Source organism: Flavobacterium pectinovorum, from assembly GCF_900142715.1.
GTDB classification, from domain to species: domain Bacteria; phylum Bacteroidota; class Bacteroidia; order Flavobacteriales; family Flavobacteriaceae; genus Flavobacterium; species Flavobacterium pectinovorum.
Genome location: NZ_FRBX01000001.1, coordinates 832267 through 851627 on the forward strand (window position 1 = coordinate 832267; position 19361 = coordinate 851627).

Annotated in this window: 18 protein-coding genes; 16 read left to right on the forward strand and 2 right to left on the reverse strand. The window is 32.1% G+C overall.

Features of this window, described 5'->3' with window-relative positions; all coding sequences use genetic code 11:
- Nucleotides 1-29: 29 nt before the first annotated feature.
- From BUE22_RS03395 to BUE22_RS03410, 4 genes are all read left to right on the forward strand, one after another.
- Nucleotides 30-962 (forward strand): PorP/SprF family type IX secretion system membrane protein, encoded by a 933-nt coding sequence (locus BUE22_RS03395; protein ID WP_073393716.1) that lies wholly within the window; start codon nt 30-32, stop codon nt 960-962.
- Between the two features lie 11 nt (nt 963-973).
- Nucleotides 974-2911: an OmpA family protein gene (locus BUE22_RS03400; protein WP_073393717.1), complete on the forward strand. Its 1938-nt coding sequence runs from the start codon at nt 974-976 to the stop codon at nt 2909-2911.
- A 259-nt stretch (nt 2912-3170) separates the two neighbouring features.
- Nucleotides 3171-5177, forward strand: coding sequence for an NAD-dependent DNA ligase LigA (gene ligA / locus BUE22_RS03405; RefSeq protein ID WP_042564592.1), 2007 nt, complete (start codon nt 3171-3173; stop codon nt 5175-5177).
- On the forward strand, nt 5164-5859 hold the full coding sequence (locus tag BUE22_RS03410) for a lysoplasmalogenase family protein (RefSeq protein WP_073393718.1): 696 nt from the start codon (nt 5164-5166) through the stop codon (nt 5857-5859). The genes ligA and BUE22_RS03410 overlap by 14 nt, the downstream gene beginning before the upstream one ends.
- On the opposite strand, the gene BUE22_RS03415 is transcribed toward BUE22_RS03410, so the two are convergent.
- Both BUE22_RS03415 and BUE22_RS03420 read right to left on the reverse strand, forming a co-directional pair.
- Nucleotides 5845-6756, reverse strand: coding sequence for a bifunctional metallophosphatase/5'-nucleotidase (locus BUE22_RS03415; RefSeq protein ID WP_073393719.1), 912 nt, complete (start codon nt 6754-6756; stop codon nt 5845-5847). The two genes, BUE22_RS03410 and BUE22_RS03415, sit on opposite strands and share 15 nt — an antisense overlap.
- A gap of 107 nt (nt 6757-6863) precedes the next feature.
- Nucleotides 6864-7643, reverse strand: a complete 780-nt coding sequence (locus BUE22_RS03420; RefSeq protein WP_073393720.1) for a 5'-nucleotidase C-terminal domain-containing protein — start codon at nt 7641-7643, stop codon at nt 6864-6866.
- Nucleotides 7644-7689: 46 nt separating this feature from the next.
- On the opposite strand from BUE22_RS03420, the gene BUE22_RS03425 reads away from it, so the two are divergent.
- The 12 genes from BUE22_RS03425 (at nt 7690) to BUE22_RS03480 (ending at nt 19361) form a co-directional block, all read left to right on the forward strand.
- Nucleotides 7690-8202, forward strand: coding sequence for a DUF6913 domain-containing protein (locus BUE22_RS03425; RefSeq protein WP_073393721.1), 513 nt, complete (start codon nt 7690-7692; stop codon nt 8200-8202).
- Between the two features lie 14 nt (nt 8203-8216).
- Entirely contained in the window at nt 8217-9110 is an 894-nt protein-coding gene (gene dapA / locus BUE22_RS03430; RefSeq protein WP_073393722.1) for a 4-hydroxy-tetrahydrodipicolinate synthase, read from the forward strand.
- A gap of 124 nt (nt 9111-9234) precedes the next feature.
- Nucleotides 9235-10029, forward strand: a complete 795-nt coding sequence (locus BUE22_RS03435; protein ID WP_042564351.1) for an outer membrane protein assembly factor BamD — start codon at nt 9235-9237, stop codon at nt 10027-10029.
- A 9-nt stretch (nt 10030-10038) separates the two neighbouring features.
- A complete protein-coding gene (locus tag BUE22_RS03440; RefSeq protein WP_008463064.1) occupies nt 10039-10356 on the forward strand; it encodes a DNA-directed RNA polymerase subunit omega in 318 nt (105 codons plus the stop codon).
- 9 nt (nt 10357-10365) lie between these two features.
- Nucleotides 10366-11574 (forward strand): bifunctional phosphopantothenoylcysteine decarboxylase/phosphopantothenate--cysteine ligase CoaBC, encoded by a 1209-nt coding sequence (gene coaBC, locus BUE22_RS03445; protein WP_073393723.1) that lies wholly within the window; start codon nt 10366-10368, stop codon nt 11572-11574.
- Between the two features lie 76 nt (nt 11575-11650).
- The gene (gene porD / locus BUE22_RS03450; RefSeq protein WP_073393724.1) at nt 11651-12538 is read left to right on the forward strand and encodes a type IX secretion system protein PorD; all 888 of its coding nucleotides are present in this window, start codon (nt 11651-11653) and stop codon (nt 12536-12538) included.
- A 54-nt stretch (nt 12539-12592) separates the two neighbouring features.
- A complete protein-coding gene (recN, locus tag BUE22_RS03455; RefSeq protein ID WP_073393725.1) occupies nt 12593-14245 on the forward strand; it encodes a DNA repair protein RecN in 1653 nt (550 codons plus the stop codon).
- A gap of 16 nt (nt 14246-14261) precedes the next feature.
- Nucleotides 14262-14783 carry a hypothetical protein gene (locus BUE22_RS03460; RefSeq protein ID WP_073393726.1) on the forward strand — a complete coding sequence of 174 codons (522 nt, stop codon included), beginning with the start codon at nt 14262-14264 and terminating at the stop codon, nt 14781-14783.
- Between the two features lie 18 nt (nt 14784-14801).
- The gene (gene fabV / locus BUE22_RS03465; RefSeq protein WP_073393727.1) at nt 14802-15992 is read left to right on the forward strand and encodes an enoyl-ACP reductase FabV; all 1191 of its coding nucleotides are present in this window, start codon (nt 14802-14804) and stop codon (nt 15990-15992) included.
- A gap of 126 nt (nt 15993-16118) precedes the next feature.
- A complete protein-coding gene (locus tag BUE22_RS03470; RefSeq protein WP_073393728.1) occupies nt 16119-17117 on the forward strand; it encodes a glycosyltransferase family 2 protein in 999 nt (332 codons plus the stop codon).
- A gap of 1 nt (nt 17118) precedes the next feature.
- The gene (coaE, locus tag BUE22_RS03475) at nt 17119-17715 is read left to right on the forward strand and encodes a dephospho-CoA kinase (protein WP_073393729.1); all 597 of its coding nucleotides are present in this window, start codon (nt 17119-17121) and stop codon (nt 17713-17715) included.
- A gap of 59 nt (nt 17716-17774) precedes the next feature.
- Complete coding sequence (locus tag BUE22_RS03480; RefSeq protein ID WP_042564359.1) at nt 17775-19361, forward strand: sensor histidine kinase; 1587 nt, start codon at nt 17775-17777, stop codon at nt 19359-19361.

The window sequence follows — 19361 nt, forward strand, 5'->3', positions numbered from 1 at the left end:
TCTAATTAATAAACTAAATAAGTATCGTTATGAAACTATATATAAAATCATTAGAAACATATTTAATCTTAATATGTTCTATTATAACATTTAGTGCAAGTGCACAACAAGATCCGGAGTATACCCAATATATGTATAACACTATGGCTGTAAACCCTGCTTATGCAGGGTCTACAGGAGCCTTAGAAGCAACACTTTTGTATCGTTCACAATGGATTGGTATTGATGGTGCGCCAGAAACACAATCGTTCTCGATTCACGGACCACTTGCCAATGAAAATATCGGTTTGGGATTAAGCGTCGTTAATGACAAAATTGGCCCGTCTGATGAACTTTATCTTGACGGAAATTTTGCCTATTCAGTACCTCTTGGTTATGAAAAAAGATTAGCCTTTGGACTTAAAGCCGGTATGAGAATGCTAAATGTAGACTGGTCTAAAGGAAGATATTACAACCAAAACGATGTTTTGTTAAACCAAAATATCGACAACCAAATGAAATTAGCGGTTGGGGCAGGAATCTATTATTATACTGATAAGTGGTATTTAGGAGTTTCAATTCCTAATTTTATAGAAAACAACTATTATGATGATGTACAGGAATCAGTAGATTATGATCGTTTACATTATTATTTAATGGGAGGGTATGTTTTTGATTTGAATCCTAATTTAAAATTCAAACCTGCATTTTTAGTAAAAGCAGTGAGCGGAGCGCCGCTTACTGCTGATGTTTCGGCGAATTTTATGATTGCAGAAAAATTTGTAATTGGTGGAGCTTATAGAACAGATGATTCTGTAAGCATCCTGGCTGGTTTTCAAATCTCCAGAAGTTTTTACATCGGATATGCTTTTGATTACACCGTTAGCGAATTAAATAAATACAACGACGGTTCGCACGAAATCATATTGCGTTATCAGTTTAACAAAGGCGAAAGTAAAATTAAATCTCCTCGATTCTTCTAAAAGTAAACCCTATGAAAAAACTATATATCCTAAGCCTGGTATTGAGCTTCACGATTTGTTTTGCTCAGACTACCAATTTAAAAAAGGCCGACGCGTTGTTTAAAAATTATTCGTACGCTGATGCGTCAAAAGCATACGAAGAAATTTTGGCAAACATCAAAAATCCTTCGGCACAAACTTTAAAAAATGCTGCAGACTCGTATTACTTTATTTCCGATTCAAGAAATGCATTAAAATGGTACAAAAAGTTATATGAAGCCCAAGGGAATAATTTAACAGACATCTACTATTTGCGTTATATTCAATCGATGAAAGCCGTAATGGACTATGACGAAGCAAATAGAGTTACCAAAGAATATCTTGATAAAAAAGGCGATAAAAATGAGATCAACCGATACTTGGTTCAAAAATACCAACTGGACAGTCTTTCAAAATCAAAATCGCTTTATGAAATAAAAAATCTCGCTATAAATAGCAGTAAATCTGATTTTGGAACCGCATTTTTTCAGGATAAAATTGTTTTTACCTCTGCAAGAGATACTACAAAATTTAGCGAAAAGTTGTATACCTGGAACAATCAGCCATTTCTGAATTTATATGTTGCAGAAAGAAACCCGGCCGATGCAAGTTTGTTTAACGAAACGGTATTTTTACCAAACGTTATGTCAAAATATCATGAAGCAACAGCCACATTTGATGCCAGCGGAAAAACAATTTATTATACCACTAATATTGTCAAAAAGAATAAATTGGTTGTAGACGAAACAAAAACCAATAATTTTCAAATCGTAAAAGGAACATTAGATGGAAATAAACTGGAAAATCCTCAAAACGTATTTTTTAATAGTAATGAGTATTCAGTTGGGCACCCTTCTTTAAGTGAAGACGGACAATGGCTTTTCTTTGCATCAGATATGCCAGGGGGAGTTGGTGAAAGTGATTTGTATTTTGTAAAAATTGCAGCAGACGGAACAATGAGTTCGCCACAAAACCTGGGACCAAAAATTAATACTATCGGTAATGATGTTTTTCCATATTTCAGTAAAGGAATACTCTATTTTTCTTCAGACGGACATTACGGATTAGGAGATCTTGATATTTATGAAAGCAAATTTTTACCTGACGGAAGTTTTTCAAGCCCAAAAAATCTCGGACCTCCAATAAACAGTAATAAAGATGATTTTGCTTATATAATTGATAAAACAGGTCATGCAGGATATATGTCTTCCAATAGAGAAGGAGGAAAAGGCGATGATGATATTTATTCCTTTATAAAAGGAGATCCGGTTTGCAACCAAACTATTTCCGGAATTGCAATCGACAGAAAAACCAGAAAACCGCTTACAGATGTTACCATTATGGGATACAACTCTTTCAGCGATGTTTTGGGAGAAGTAAAAACCAATTTTGAAGGTAAATATGCATTGGTAGTTCCGTGCGGAAAAACAGTTAAAATGATAGCAGCAAAACCGAATTACAGCAGCGACGAAAAAACGGTAGAAACTACAAATGAAAATGAAGGTGAAATTCCGAACATTAATTTCGAACTAAGTAATTATGATGATTTGGTTGTGAAGAAAAAAGGAGTCGAAAAAGTCGACGTAAACCCAATTTATTTTGATTACGACAAATCTGATATTACCCCTTTGGCAGTTGAAGAATTAACAAAAGTAGTTTTCGTCATGCAGAAGTTTCCTAATATCCGTATCAAAATTGAATCACATACAGACTCTCGCGGAAAAGACGCTTATAACTTAAAACTTTCAGATAACCGAGCAAAATCAACCCGTGATTATCTTATTTCACAAAATATTGATGCTTCTCGAATTGAAAGTGCCATTGGTTATGGCGAAAGCCGATTAATCAATAAATGTAAAAATGGAGTAAAATGTACAGATGCAGAACATGTACTAAACAGACGTTCTGATTTTATCATTATCCAAAAATAAAACCTATTTCTATTTAAAACTTTTTTATCAGTCCTGATAAATGTTAAAACCATTTGGAAGTTGGTTTTTGTTTGATTCTTTTTAAGATTTGTTGATTCTTTTAAAGAATAATGGACAAGAAGAAAATCAAGTTGCATCTTTTTGCAACTTGATTTTTGATTTTAAAACTTTCAGGTTTTTAAACGCTTTTCAACAAAAATATCCTAATTTTGAAGTTACAGTTATTCTAAATTACAATCAGCACCATTTTAATATTTTTATGAGTATTCAAGACACAATTCAGGCTTTAAGAAACGAACTTAACCAACACAATTACAATTATTATGTACTTGATAATGCCACAATTTCAGACTATGATTTTGATATTAAATTAAAGGAGCTGCAGGATTTAGAAAATAAACATCCTGAATTTTTTGATGAAAATTCCCCAACGCAAAGAGTAGGAGGAACAGTAACCAAAAATTTTAAGACCATTGCACACCAATATCGCATGTATTCTTTGGATAATTCTTATTCAAAAGAAGATTTAGTCGATTGGGAAAACCGAATTCAAAGAGTTCTGGGAAATGTTGATTTACAATATACCTGTGAATTAAAATACGATGGAGCGTCTATAAGTATTTCATACGAAAACGGAAAATTAGTCCAGGCTTTAACCCGCGGAGACGGTTTTCAGGGTGATGAGGTTACAAATAACATCAAAACCATAAAATCTGTTCCGTTGCAATTAAAAGGCGATTATCCGGATAAATTCGATATTCGTGGCGAAATTATTTTGCCATATAAAGGTTTCGAAAAAATGAATCAGGAATTAATCGAAATTGGCGAGACTCCTTATTCAAATCCAAGAAATACAGCATCGGGAAGTTTAAAATTACAAGACAGTGCTGAGGTTGCCAAGCGTCCGCTAGAATGTTTATTATATACAGTAACCAGCAACAATTTGCCCTTTTCAACACAGTTTGAAGGATTAGAATCTGCAAAAAAATGGGGTTTTAAAGTGCCAAGCGAAGCAAAATTGGTAAATAACCTTCAGGAAGTTTTCGATTTTATTGATTATTGGGATGTACACCGTCACAAATTACCATATGAAACCGATGGAGTTGTAGTAAAAGTAAACAGCATTCAGCATCAGCAGGAATTAGGTTATACTGCAAAATCACCACGCTGGGCAATTGCTTATAAATTTAAGTCAGAACAGGTTTCGACACAGTTAAACTCAATTACGTATCAGGTTGGCCGTACCGGAGCCATAACGCCCGTTGCTAATTTAGTGCCGGTTCAATTGGCAGGAACCATTGTAAAAAGAGCATCTTTACACAATGCAGATCAAATTGAGAAATTAGATATCAGAATAAATGATACCGTTTTTGTTGAAAAAGGAGGTGAAATTATTCCGAAAATCATTGCAGTAGATTTAGAAAAACGTCCTGAGAATTCAGAGCCAACACAATACATTACATATTGTCCCGAATGTCATACCGAGTTGGTTAGAAATGTTGGGGAAGCCAATCATTATTGCCCTAATTTTTACGGTTGTCCTCCGCAGATTATTGGACGAATCCAGCATTATATTTCAAGAAAAGCAATGGATATTGAAGGTCTTGGCGGCGAAACTGTTGCCTTGCTTTTCAAAAATGGCTTAGTTCATAATTATGCCGATTTATACGAATTAAAAGTAAATGATATTTTGCACTTAGAAAGAATGGCGCAAAAATCAGCCGAGAATTTGGTAAACGGCGTTGAGAAATCAAAAGAAATTCCGTTTCAAAGTGTTCTTTTTGCGCTCGGAATTCGATTTGTTGGAGAAACCGTAGCCAAAAAACTAGCCAAACATTATAAAAATATCGATGCGCTAAGCAAAGCTACTTTAATGGATTTAATTTTAGTTGATGAAATAGGGGAAAGAATTGCCAGAAGTGTAGTTGAATTTTTTGAAAATGATGAAAACCAAATAATAATTGAACGCTTAAAAAGTTACGGAGTTCAATTTGAAATTGTTGAAAATATAAATCCGGATGCAACAGAAAAATTCATTGGAAAAACATTTGTCGTTTCAGGTGTTTTCGAGCAGTTTTCAAGAGATGATTTAAAGAAAACAATCGAGGACAACGGGGGAAAAGTGGGAAGTTCAATTTCTGCAAAAACAGATTTTGTAGTTGCCGGAGATAATATGGGGCCAGCCAAATTAGAAAAAGCCACTAAATTAAATATACCTATATTATCTGAACAGGATTTTATAAATAAACTAAATGAAAGCGAATAAACCGTCGTTAATTTTATATTTTTTAGCACTGCTGTTTACAATTATTTTTAATTGTATGCAGCACGATGTTATGGCAGTTTACGCTAAATCTATTGTGTTGCCTGCTATTTTTTTTTACTTTTTAATCAGTAGTGATTATAAAATAGGAAAAACCGAAGCGCTTGTTTTCTTATTTTGTTTTATTGGTCAGGTTTTCGAATTGATGGATGTAGAAATTTCAGAACTTGGCGGTGTATTAAGTTTTCTGATTGTTTATATATTGCTGTTAAGAATTTTCATTACCAGACACGAAAGAATAAAATTCCGAAAAAGAGATATTTTGCCAATATCAATAGTAGTAATTTTTATTGTTTATTTATTGATTTCTGTCCTGAGTTTGCAATCAGACAATATGAAAAAGTTTAACTGGCTTTATACTTTTTACGGAATAATTCTAAGTCTTTTGTGTTATTATGCATTTGTAAATTACATCACAAAAGGCACTTATATAGCTTTTTTAATGAGCCTGATGGCTATTAGCTATATGTTGTCAGATATGTTTTTTATTTTCTGCGAATACTTCTCGTACTCCATTGTGCTTATTTTGATTCGTGATATAACCCAAATTCTGGCGTACTATTTTATGGTTGCCTATTTTCTTAAAAAAGGAAAATCACATAAAAAAATGTTATACGATAATTGATTTTCCGTCGTTTGTATGTGCTTTATTCTTATCAAAATAAAAGTCAATTCGGCCTAAATTTATTCCGTAACAGCCCACTTGGTTGACTAATACATTTTCGCCCACTTTGTTTTTTACAATGGTTGGTTTATCCAAAAAAGTATGCGTATGTCCGCCAATAATCAAATCAATATCCTGAGTTAACGCTGCGAATTTTAAATCAGAAATTTTAGATTCATCTTCTTTGTAGTTATAACCTAAATGCGAAAGACAAATTACCAAATCACATTTTTCTTCCTTCTTTAATAATTGTGTCATATCCTGTGCAATTTCTACAGGATTATTATATACAGTTTCCTTATACATTTGTTTGTCTACCAAACCTGCAAGCTCAATTCCCACACCAAAAACGCCTACTTTAATTCCGTTTTTATTGAAAACTTTGTACGGTTTTACAAGCCCGTTCATTACCGTATTCTTAAAGTCGTAGTTTGAATTGATAAACTCAAAAGTTGCATGAGGCATTTGTGCATACAAACCATCAAGACCATTGTCAAAATCATGATTCCCAATAGTTGAGGCATCATATTTCATCATACTCATTAATTTAAACTCCAATTCTCCACCATAATAATTAAAGTACGGAGTTCCCTGAAAAATATCGCCCGCATCCAATAAAAGCACATTTGGGTTTTCTCTGCGAATAGTTTCAATAAGTGCCGCACGACGAGAAACACCGCCTTTATTCGGATTAAGAGGATCATCAGCCGGAAAAGGATCAATATGACTGTGAACATCATTTGTATGTAAAACAGTTAAATGCTTAATATCGTTACTTTCAAAACTGCTTAATGATAAACCTAAACTTAATAAGGCAGTACTTGCAGCTGTTTTTTCGATAAATTCTCTTCTTTTCATTGTATATATATTTTCAGGAAAGATCTTGTAGTTTGTTTTTTTGCCACAAATTGCACGAATTGGCACTAATTTTTTTAAAATAATTCGTGAATTCGTGGCTAACTTTTTTATTCTTCAGTAATTCGAATATCTCTTGGAACCGGAATTGTATCAATTTCCTTAAAATAATCAATAAATACATTTCGAATTTTATAATTTAAATCAAATTTTTGAACACTTTTAGCAAAGAAAACCATGCTGTCACCGCCATTAGCCAAATAGTCATTTGTGACAACATAATAAATTTTATTAAGGTCAAGAGGTTTTCCCTGAATCAAAATGTTTTTTGCGGTCTTGTCTTTTGCAATTGTAAAAGTCATTCCAGACAGTGGCTGTGCTTTTTGTACCTTAATAATATAAGAAGTTATTTCAAGAATCTGTTCTCCTTTTAATGCCATTACGACCAGACTGTTTTCAAAAGGCATAATTTCAAAAGCAGTTCTGCTAGTCACATTTCCTTTAGGTAAAACCGCTCTTATTCCGCCATGATTCAGTAAACATAAATCGATACTTTTTTTCTCACGGGCTGTAAAAACAAGATTTCCTCTTTCTATACAAACATCAGCCATTAAATTACCAATCGTAGTTTGCCATTTTCCCGTACTTTTATCCAAAGTTTCAGGACAATATGCCAGAACACTGTCCAGATCTTTATTAATATGATCTCTATATGGTTTTATGAAATTCTCAATTTCAGGGGTTTCGGCCTGTTTTTCGGTAACTGGAAGCTGCTTCCCTTCGATTTTTGTTAAGTTGTAGTTTTTGTTACTGCAGGAAACTATAAAAAAAAGTGTTAAGAATATAACAAAAAGTTTTAAAACTCCGTTATACTTTTTTAGATTTACCATCTTAAATGCGACTTAAATAATTAATTTTGTAATTTGTAAAAGTACTATGTTTTTAAATTATATAAAGGAATTTTTTGTAAAAAAATCATTAAAAAATAACTTACATAAAGTAAAAAACGAAGTATTTACAAGTAATATACAAACAATTGGATTGCTGGTTGATGAAAGTAAAATTCGATATTCTAAAGAGTTAATTAACGAATTAATCTTAAAAGGAATTAAACCGGAGAACATAAAAATTGTTCAGTATAGAGGCAAATTAAAGAAGAAAAAAACGTATTCAGAAACTACTTTTGGTAAAAAACATATCAATTGGAAAGGCAGAATTACGGTAGATTTCTTAAATGAATTTGTCGAGACAGAATTTGACCTTTTGATTAGTTATTATGAAGTTGAAAAACCAATTTTGATGATGATAACCAGCAAATCAAAAGCGAAGTTTAAAGTCGGGTTTGCATCAGTCGATGAAAAATTAAATCGATGGATGATAAATACTGATTTAGAGAATTATAAACTTTTCATTTCCGAATTGTTTAAGTATTTAAAAAGTATAAAATAAATTATAAATAGAATATGCAATCATTAATAGGAACAGGCGTTGCACTTGTAACACCATTTAAAAAAGATTTCTCAATTGATTTTGAAGCGTTACAGCGAATAGTAAATTTTTCGATTGATGGAGGAGTTGAATATCTTGTAGTAATGGGAACAACGGCAGAAAATGCTACCCTGACACAAGACGAAAAAGAACAGGTAATTAATGCGGTAATTGATATCAATAAGGGAAGATTGCCAATTGTACTTGGTGTTGGAGGAAACAATACTATGCAGGTTGTAGAAGAATTAAAAACAAGAGATTTTTCTGCTTTTGAAGCTATTCTGTCTGTTTCACCATATTATAATAAACCAACTCAGGAAGGTATTTATCAGCATTTTAAGGCTGTTGCCGAAGCGTCTCCAATTCCGGTAATTTTATATAATGTACCAGGAAGAACGTCAAGTAATATGCTGCCATCGACAGTAGTACGTCTTGCCAAAGATTTTGACAATGTAGTGGCTATAAAAGAAGCTGCCGGAGATGTTGTGCAGGCAATGCAATTAATAAAAAATGCGCCAAAAGATTTTCTTGTGATTTCAGGAGATGATATGATCGCTTTACCAATTGTTTTAGCGGGTGGAGCAGGTGTAATTTCCGTAATCGGGCAAGGTTTTCCTAAAGAATTTTCAGAAATGATTCGTTTAGGACTTAATAAAAAAGTAAATGAAGCGTTTAAAACACAATACTTTTTATCAGATTGTATTGATATGATTTTCGAACAGGGAAATCCTGCAGGAATCAAACAAGTGTTTCAAGCCCTTGGTATTGCTGAGAATACAGTACGTTTGCCATTAGTTTCTGTAGACGATTCGTTGGCAAACAGATTAAACGAATTTGTAAAACACAGCATCAAAGTAGAGCAGGATTAAGGGTATTTTAATATACCAAAAAATATTTTGTAGTAGCTAAATTAATAACTAAATTTGCCACCGGAACTTCGGTGTGATTTTGCTTTGGCACAATTGTCTAAGAAATCATAATAAAAGTAAGAAAATGAAAAAAATAGTATCTCTATTAATTGTTGTTGTCCTTTTTTGTTCTTGTAGTGATTACCAAAAAGCATTGAAAAATGAAGATGTTGCGGCAAAATTTGAAATAGCAACAAAAATGTATGAGGCAGGTAAATATAATAAAGCTATTCGTCTTTTTGAGCAACTAGCGCCAACATATAGAGGTAAACCTCAGGCAGAGAAATTGTTTTATATGTTTTCTCAGTCGTATTATAAAACAAAACAATATTATTTGGCCGGTTATCAGTTTGAAAGTTTTGTTTCTGGGTATCCACGAAGCGAAAAAGTTCAGGAAGCAGCATTTTTAGGAGCTTTCAGCTATTCAAAATTATCACCAATTTATAGCCTGGATCAAACAGATACAGTAAAAGCCTTAGAGAAATTACAGGCTTTTATAGACAATTATCCAAATTCAGAATATCTTCCTCAGGCAAATGCAGCTGTACAGATTTTGAACGGTAAACTTGAGAAAAAAGCATACGAAAATGCAAAAGGGTATAATACGATTTCAGATTATAAATCGGCATTAATTGCGTTTGATAATTTTATCGCTGATTTTCCCGGAACACCTTTTAAAGAAGATGCATTGTTTTACAAATACGATTCAGCATACCAATTAGCAATAAATAGTGTTCCCTCAAAAATGCAGGAACGTTTAAATGTTGCCAAAGCAGCTTACAATAACTTAATTAAGTTTAACAGCGCTACAAAATACAAAAAACAGGCAGACGAAATGAATGCCAGAGTTGAAACTGATTTACAAAAATTTACTAAATAAAATAAAGTCATGGATTTAAAAAAGACGAATGCTCCTGTAAATACAATAACATACAATAAAACAGTTATTGAAGAGCCAACAGGAAATGTGTATGAAGCAATTACCATTATGGCTAAAAGAGCAAACCAAATTAATTCTGAAATTAAAAAAGAATTAACTGAAAAATTAGAAGAGTTTGCTACTTATAATGACAGTCTTGAAGAAGTTTTTGAAAATAAAGAACAAATTGAAGTTTCTAAATTTTACGAAAAATTGCCTAAACCACACGCTTTAGCTGTTCAGGAATGGTTAGACGGTAAAACTTACCACAGAAGTTCAAACAAATAATACAGTATAATGTCAGTTTTAAACGGAAAAAAAATTTTACTGGGAGTTTCTGGTGGAATTGCAGCGTATAAAACAGCCACATTAGTACGACTCTTTATAAAAGCAGGTGCACATGTCCAAGTGATAATGACACCTGCTTCTAAGGATTTTGTAACTCCACTTACGTTATCTACGTTATCAAAAAATCCTGTACACTCTACTTTTTTTAATGAGGATGATCAAGATGCAGTTTGGAACAATCATGTTGAATTAGGTCTTTGGGCTGATTTAATGATAGTTGCTCCCGCAACTGCCAATACATTATCTAAGATGGCAACAGGAAACTGTGATAATCTTTTAATTGCTACTTATTTATCGGCTAAGTGTCCTGTTTATTTTGCTCCGGCAATGGATCTGGATATGTACAAACATCCTTCAACACTATCGAGTTTTAAGGCTTTAAAGCAATTTGGTAACGTTATGATTCCTGCAGAAAATGGCGAATTGGCCAGCGGTTTATCCGGAGAGGGAAGAATGGCAGAACCTGAAAATATCATTGCTTTTCTTGAAGCTGATCTGGAAAGTAAGTTGCCATTAAAAGGAAAAAAAATACTAATAACAGCCGGCCCAACATATGAAGCAATAGATCCTGTACGTTTTATAGGTAATCATTCTTCTGGAAAAATGGGATTTGATATTGCAAATGCCGCAGCCAATTTGGGGGCTCAGGTTATTTTAGTTTCGGGACCAACACATTTTAAGGCAAAAAATACTTCAATTGAAGTGGTAAACGTAGTTTCTGCACAAGAAATGTACGATGCCTGTCATGCACATTACAACGATGCAGATGTTGCGATTGCTGCTGCTGCCGTTGCTGATTATAAACCTAAAACAGTTGCTCTTCAAAAGATTAAGAAAGCTGCTAATGAATTTTCGATTGAACTCGAAAAAACAAAAGATATTCTGCAATCATTGGGAGCCATTAAAAAAAATCAGTTTTTAATTGGATTTGCTTTAGAGACCGAAAATGAAATTGAAAATGCTAAGTTGAAAATTCAGAAAAAAAACTTAGATTTGATAGTTCTTAATTCTTTGCAGGATGAAGGCGCAGGTTTTAAAAAAGAAACCAATAAAGTTACCTTTATTGATAAAGATTTTAAAATTGAACCAATGGAATTAAAAACAAAAGAATCGGTTGCGGTTGATATTTTAAATAAAGTAATTTTACATTTTTCTTAAATACCACAGATTTTTTAATCAAAAAACGGAATAAGAATAGCTAAATCGAATTTCGATAAAGCAAACATTACCTTGTATGAACAATAGAATAGTTACTCTTTTAGTATTTTTAATATTTGGCTTTGCCCAGGCGCAACAGCTAAATTGTACTGTAACTATAAATACTGAAAGACTCCCAAACCCTAATCAACAGGTTTTTAAAACACTTCAGACCTCATTATCTGAATTTGTAAATAAAACAGACTGGACAGGAGCGCTTTTAAAACAAAATGAAAGAATTAATTGCTCAATGTATATTACACTTTCGTCAAATAGTTCAGACCAGTTTACAGGTACAATTCAGGTACAATCTTCCAGATTAATTTATAATTCGACATATTCTTCGCCTGTCTTAAATTATAATGATAAGGACTTTAATTTTACTTATACAGAGTATCAGCCTTTATTGTTTAATCCAACTACATTTGAATCAAATTTAGTATCTGTTATCTCTTTTTATAGCTATATAATTTTGGGATTAGATGCCGATACTTTTCAAATGGGCGCCGGAAGTCCGTATTTTGAAACTGCTCAAAATATTGCCAACGTTGCACAGCAAGGAGGTTCTAAAGGCTGGAGCCAGACTGATGGACTTCAAAATCGTTATTATTTAATAAATGATTTGGTTTCACCAACATATAGTGATTTGCGTCAAACTAGTTTTTTATATCACACAGGATTGGATAATATGACTGTTGATTTAAAAACATCAAAAGAAAAAGTGAAATCATCTATAGCACTAATAGGGAAATTAAACTCAGTTAAGCCAAATGCTTTTTTAACCCGGGTATTTTTTGATGCTAAATCAGATGAAATTGTTTCTATTTTTTCTGGTGGGCCAAGTATTTCGGTTACAGATTTAACAGACGTTTTGAATAAGGTTTCGCCATTAAATTCTACTAAATGGTCACAAATTAAATTTTAATTGACTTTTCAATTTTAACTTTATTCATTAATTTTATTTTCACATATTTATCCTATGATAACTTCGCTGTCGATTAAAAACTACGCCCTGATTGAAAAATTGTCTATTGATTTTTCAAAAGGTTTTTCTATAATTACAGGTGAAACAGGAGCTGGTAAATCTATTATATTAGGAGCTTTAGGATTGGTTTTAGGAAAAAGAGCCGATTTGACTTCCTTAAAAAATAAAGAAGAAAAATGTATAATTGAAGCTCATTTTGAAATTTCAAAATATAACTTAAAAGAATTTTTTGAAGCAAATGATCTTGATTATGAAGACGACACTATAATCAGACGAGAAATTTTGCCTTCGGGAAAATCACGTGCTTTTATAAACGACAGTCCTGTAAATCTTCAGGAATTGCAAGATTTAAGTTTGTTTTTGATTGATATACATTCGCAGCAGCAAACTCAGGAATTATCAGATGAAAGTGTTCAGTTTAAAATAATTGATGCCATTGCTAATAATTTTGATACAATTTCAGCTTATCAAAAATTATTAAAAACATATAAATCAGATAAATCTAAATTAAATGCTTTATTAAAAAAGCAAAGTGATTCTGGCAAAGAACAGGAATACAATACTTTTTTATTGAATGAATTGGTTGCCGCCAAATTAAAATCAGGTGAACAAGAAGAATTAGAAGCCGATTTTGAGAAGCTGAATAATGTTGAAATTATTAAAGAATCAATCGACAAATCATTAGTAATTGCAAATGAAGAGCAATTTGGTGTTTTTCATAATCTGAATGAAATCAAGGCTTCATTGCAGAAAATTACTCCATTTTCGGTAGAGTATCAAAATTTATTTGAAAGAATTACAAGTATAACTATCGAATTTGATGATGTTTCAAGAGAATTACAAAATGCTTCTGAGAAATTATTAAATGATCCTGAAAAATTAGAATTAACCAATCAAAAATTGCAATTAATTTATAATTTGCAGAAAAAACATCAGGCAAATACTGTTGATGAATTATTGGAAATTCAGGCAAATCTTGAAAATGCAGTTATTGAACTGGGTAATATAGAAGAAGAAATTGAAATTCTTTCAAAATCAATTGAGCAAAAAGCGCAGGAATTAGACGTTTTTTCAGAAACAATTCGTCAAAACAGACTAAATTCTATTCCGGTATTATCAAGCCAGTTAATTACGATTTTAGAAACGCTGGGAATGCCAAATGTTCGATTTAAAATAGAACTTTTACCATCTGAAACATATTTTCAAAATGGAAAAGACGAATTGCAATTTTTATTTTCTGCCAATAAAGGAACTGATTTTGGTTTACTGAAAAAAGTAGCCTCAGGCGGAGAAATGTCTCGTATTATGCTGGCTGTAAAAGCAATTTTGGCACAGTATTCAAAATTGCCAACTTTAATTTTTGATGAAATTGATACTGGAGTTTCTGGAGAAATTGCCATTCGAATGGGCGAAATCATGAAAGAAATGAGTGCAAAGATGCAGATATTTGCCATTACGCATTTACCGCAAATTGCAGCAAAAGGTGATTCTCATTTTAAAGTGTTCAAATCTACTGTTGCAGATGCTACACAATCAGAATTAAAACTTTTATTGCCGGATGAGCGTATTACAGAAATTGCACAAATGCTGTCGGGAGCCAATATTTCTGATTCGGCATTAAATCATGCAAAAGAATTATTAAATTAAGATATAAGGTATAGGTATGGAAAGTTTAAGCTTTTACGAAAATCAATTTATTAAGGCAGATTCATTAATATCTGAAGGAAATATTGCCGACGGAAAAGAGATGCTGGAAGAAATATTATCTCAATATCCTGATTTTGGAAAAGCCCACAATCATTTAGGATGGATTTATTATAATAAGTTAAGTAATTATGATAAAGGGATTTATCATTATAAACTGGCGATGAAATTTGAGCCAAAATATCCTGCCCCTTATTTAAACTACACTTATTTGTTAATAGATATTGGCCGATATGCAGAAGCAAAAGAGCATATTGATTTTACATTTAATAATCTTGAAAATGTAGATTATTCTTCATTTAACAGTGAATTAGGAAGGATGGCAGAGTACGAAAGCGATTATATTGCGGCATATAATTTCTATAAATTAGCGAAGAAAAATGCTTTAAATCCAAATTTTATAGACAATATGAATGCCAACATGAAAAGGGTTAAGGATAAAATGTCTATTTTTGAAAAATTAAAACTGAAATTGAATTAATACAATAAATAATACAAGATGATTATAGAACCTAGAATGCGAGGATTTATTTGTTTGACTGCACACCCAAAAGGAAGCGAGCAAAATGTAAAAAATCAAATAGAATATATAAAATCAAAAGGTCCAATTAACGGAGCAAAAAAAGTACTGGTTATCGGTGCTTCAACAGGTTTCGGATTGGCTTCAAGAATCACAAGTGCTTTCGGGTCTGATGCAGCTACAATTGGAGTGTTTTTTGAAAAACCGCCAGTTGAAGGTAAAACGGCTTCTCCGGGTTGGTATAATTCAGCAGCTTTTGAAACTGAAGCTCACAAAGCAGGTTTATATGCAAAAAGTATCAATGGAGATGCTTTTTCAAATGAAATCAAAAGAGAAACTTTAGATTTAATAAAAGCAGATTTAGGACAAGTTGATCTTGTAATTTATAGTTTGGCTTCGCCAGTTCGTGTGCATCCAACTACAGGAGTGACGCATCGTTCTGTTCTAAAACCAATCGGACAAACATTTACAAATAAAACAGTTGATTTTCACACAGGAAACGTTACAGAGGTTTCAATAGCTCCTGCAAATGAGGAAGATATTGAAAATACTGTAGCAGTAATGGGAGGTGAAGACTGGGCTATGTGGATTGATGCTTTAAAGGCTGAAAATTTACTGGCTGAAGGAGCTACAACAGTTGCTTATTCTTACATTGGGCCATCATTGACAGAAGCTGTATACAGAAAAGGTACAATTGGTCGTGCAAAAGACCATTTAGAAGCTACTGCATTCTCTATTACAGATAGTTTGGCATCAATAGGAGGTAAGGCTTATGTTTCTGTAAATAAAGCATTAGTTACCCAGGCAAGTTCTGCAATTCCGGTTATTCCATTGTATATTTCTCTTTTGTATAAAATTATGAAAGAAGAAGGAATACATGAAGGTTGCATCGAGCAAATCCAGCGTTTGTTTAAAGACAGATTATACTCAGGATCAGAAGTTCCTGTAGATGAAAAAGGAAGAATCAGAATCGATGATTGGGAAATGCGTGATGATGTTCAGGCAAAAGTAGCTAAACTTTGGTTAGAAGCAACGACTGAAACTTTACCTGCAATTGGTGATTTGGCAGGATATAGAAATGATTTCTTAAATCTATTTGGTTTTGAATTTGCAGGAGTTGATTATAAAGCCGAAGCAAATGAAGTTGTAAATATTGAAAGCATAAAATAAGTACAAATTAGTACTACATATAAGAAACCATTCGTTGCGGCGAATGGTTTTTTTGTTAATATAACATATCTTTGCTGAAATTTTGAAATTTAAAACAATCGCCACTTTAATAACGCATATTCCATTATGATTTTTTCTTTAATTATACCCGTGTATAATCGTCCGGATGAAGTTGATGAACTTTTAGAAAGCCTAACCAAATCTGATTATAGTGAAGCTTTTGAAATTGTTCTGATAGAAGATGGTTCTTCCATTCCCTGCAAAGATGTTGTGATGACATATCAGGGAAAGCTAAATATTTCTTATTATTTTAAAGAGAATTCAGGGCCGGGAGATTCAAGAAATTTTGGTATGCAAAAAGCCAGAGGTGATTATTTTATCATTTTTGACTCAGATTGTATTATTCCACCAAATTACTTAACCGAAGTTCATAAAGAGTTAGATAAAAATTATGTAGATTGTTTCGGTGGACCAGACAGGGCATTAGCCAGTTTCTCAGATATTCAGAAAGCCATTAACTTTGCAATGACTTCGTTTCTTACAACAGGTGGAATTCGTGGAGGATCTGAAAAAATCAATAAATTTCAGCCTCGCAGCTTTAATATGGGGATTTCTAAGAAAGCATTTGAGGCTTCAAAAGGTTTTGGAAACATTCATCCTGGCGAAGATCCCGACTTATCTATTCGTTTATGGAACCTTGGCTTTCAAACCAGACTGTTTCCTGAGGCTTTTGTGTACCATAAACGCAGAATTGACTGGGAAAAATTTGCTGTTCAGGTAAACAAATTTGGCAAGGCAAGACCAATATTAAATAGTTGGTATCCAGAACATAATAAGCTTACCTTCTTCTTTCCGACCGTGTTTATATTAGGTTTATTATTAGCTTTTTTACTGTTAATTTTTAATATTGATATTTTATTACAATTATATTTCGTATATTTCGTTATAATATTTCTTACAGCAAGTATTCAGAATAAAAGTATCAAAATTGGATATTTATCTGTTATTGCTGTCTGGAAACAATTTTACGGATACGGAACAGGCTTTTTAGAATCTTTTATTAAAATTATCCTTTTAAAGAAAAAACCACAAGAAGCTTTTCCTCGTATGTTTTTTAAAGTATAGTATGACAAAAGTTATTGGTTTGACAGGAGGAATTGGTAGTGGTAAAACAACCATTGCAAATTACTTTAATGAAATGGGAGTTCCAGTTTATATCGCAGATGATGGTGCAAGAAATGTAATGAAATCTGAAGATATTATTGATCAGATAAAAAGATCATTTGGTGAAACCTTATTTGAAAATAACATTTTGAACCGTGCTAAACTTGCTGAAATTGTATTCAATGATAAAGATAAGCTGGCTGAATTAAACGCAATAGTACATCCTGCTGTAAAAAAAGATTTTGAGGTATGGTTATTGCAACATAAAAGTTACCAATATGTAATTTATGAAGCTGCTATATTATTTGAAAGCGGGCGTTATAAAGAATGTGATTTAATTATAACAGTTACTGCGCCCGAAGAAATTAGAATTGAAAGGGTCTTAAAACGCGACAATACCACAAGAGAACAAGTTTTAAGCCGAATGAAAATGCAATGGAATGATGAAAATCGAATTTCCAGAAGCAATTTTGTTATTAATAACGATAATCTTAAAAATGCTAAAGAAGAAGTTGTTAAAATTCTTAAAATTTTAGATATTAAACAAAATCAGTCTTAAATGTTAATATTTGGTTAATGTATTATTTAGTATATTGTTAAAATATTAATTTTGTTTCGATGAATAAATTATTTTTTAGAATACTTGTTTTATTGATGAGTTTGTCCTTAATAGGGATAATTCTGGTTCAGGTATTTTGGTTCAACTCTTCGTTTAAAAATAACGACGAACAATTTAAATACCACGTTACCCAAGTGATTGGGAGTGTTGCTGATAAACTTGAACAGCAGGAAGAGTATAGTTTTTACGACAAATACAATCGCATAAAAGACAGTACAGGTAAAATCCCAAAGAAAGAAGATTTACTGGAAGTTCTTTACGTTCAAAGAAACACAAAAACAAATAAAACAATTGTTTATTCGAATACACTTACGTCTGAAGATTACGACATAAGCGGATCGCTTTTTAATAAAAAGTTTAGCAGCGAAAGATTTAAAAATTTTAGCTCTAAAAGAGTAACTGAAATTTATAATAACAATAACAATATCGATAATAATGCTTTAGGACAAAGTATTATTCCGGATTTAAAGATTGAAAAATCAGGAAGTCTGGATATTTTAAATAAAGTTCAGCAACAGATTCAATATAAAGATATTGCTTCTCTAACTCCAATCGAAGGAAGAATTACAAAAGATAAGCTGCAAAAGCTATTAAAAAAGGAACTGGAAGAATACGGTGTAAAAACCAAATTTGAATTTGGCGTTCTTAATAGTGGTTTAGCAACAAAAATAAAATCTGATGGTTTTCATTATGATAAAGATGCGAGCTATCATATACCAATATATACAGATAATGAAGGAAATAGTAAATATGAACTATTTATAACTTTTCCTCACAAAAAGAAATTTTTATTATCAGAATTATTAAGTATCACAATATTGTCAATCGTTTTTACGCTGATAATAATTGTAGCTTATACGAGTGCATTGAATCAATTGTTACGTCAAAAACATATTTCTGAAATCAAAACCGATTTTATAAATAATATGACGCATGAGTTTAAAACTCCAATTGCAACAATAAACTTGGCGCTTGATGCGATAAGAAACCCCAAAATTATTGAAGATAAAGAAAAAGTTTTTCGCTATCTTCAAATGATCAGAGACGAAAATAAAAGAATGCATGCTCAGGTTGAAAATGTTCTCCGAATTTCTAAATTAGAAAAAAGAGAACTTGATATCACCAAAGAGCCAACTGCTATTCATGATATAATTGATGATGCAATTGAACACGTGAATCTAATATTAGAAGATCGACACGGAACAGTTGTAAAACATCTAAATGCCGCGAGAACAACATGTTTAGTAAATGAAGTTCATTTTACAAACGTCTTGGTAAATATTTTAGAAAATGCAATAAAATATTCTCCGGATATTCCGGAAATTGAAATTTTTACGGAAAATGTTAAAGACATGATTCTGATAAAAGTTAAAGATAATGGACTTGGTATGAGTAAAATAGCTCAAAAAAGAGTTTTTGAGAAGTTTTACAGAGAGCATACCGGAGATTTACATAATGTAAAAGGACACGGTTTAGGTCTGGCTTATGTAAAAAGAATAGTTGAGGATCACAATGGTCAAGTATATGTTGAAAGCGAAAAAGGAAAAGGTAGCACCTTTATAATAAAAATACCATTAATAAATTAA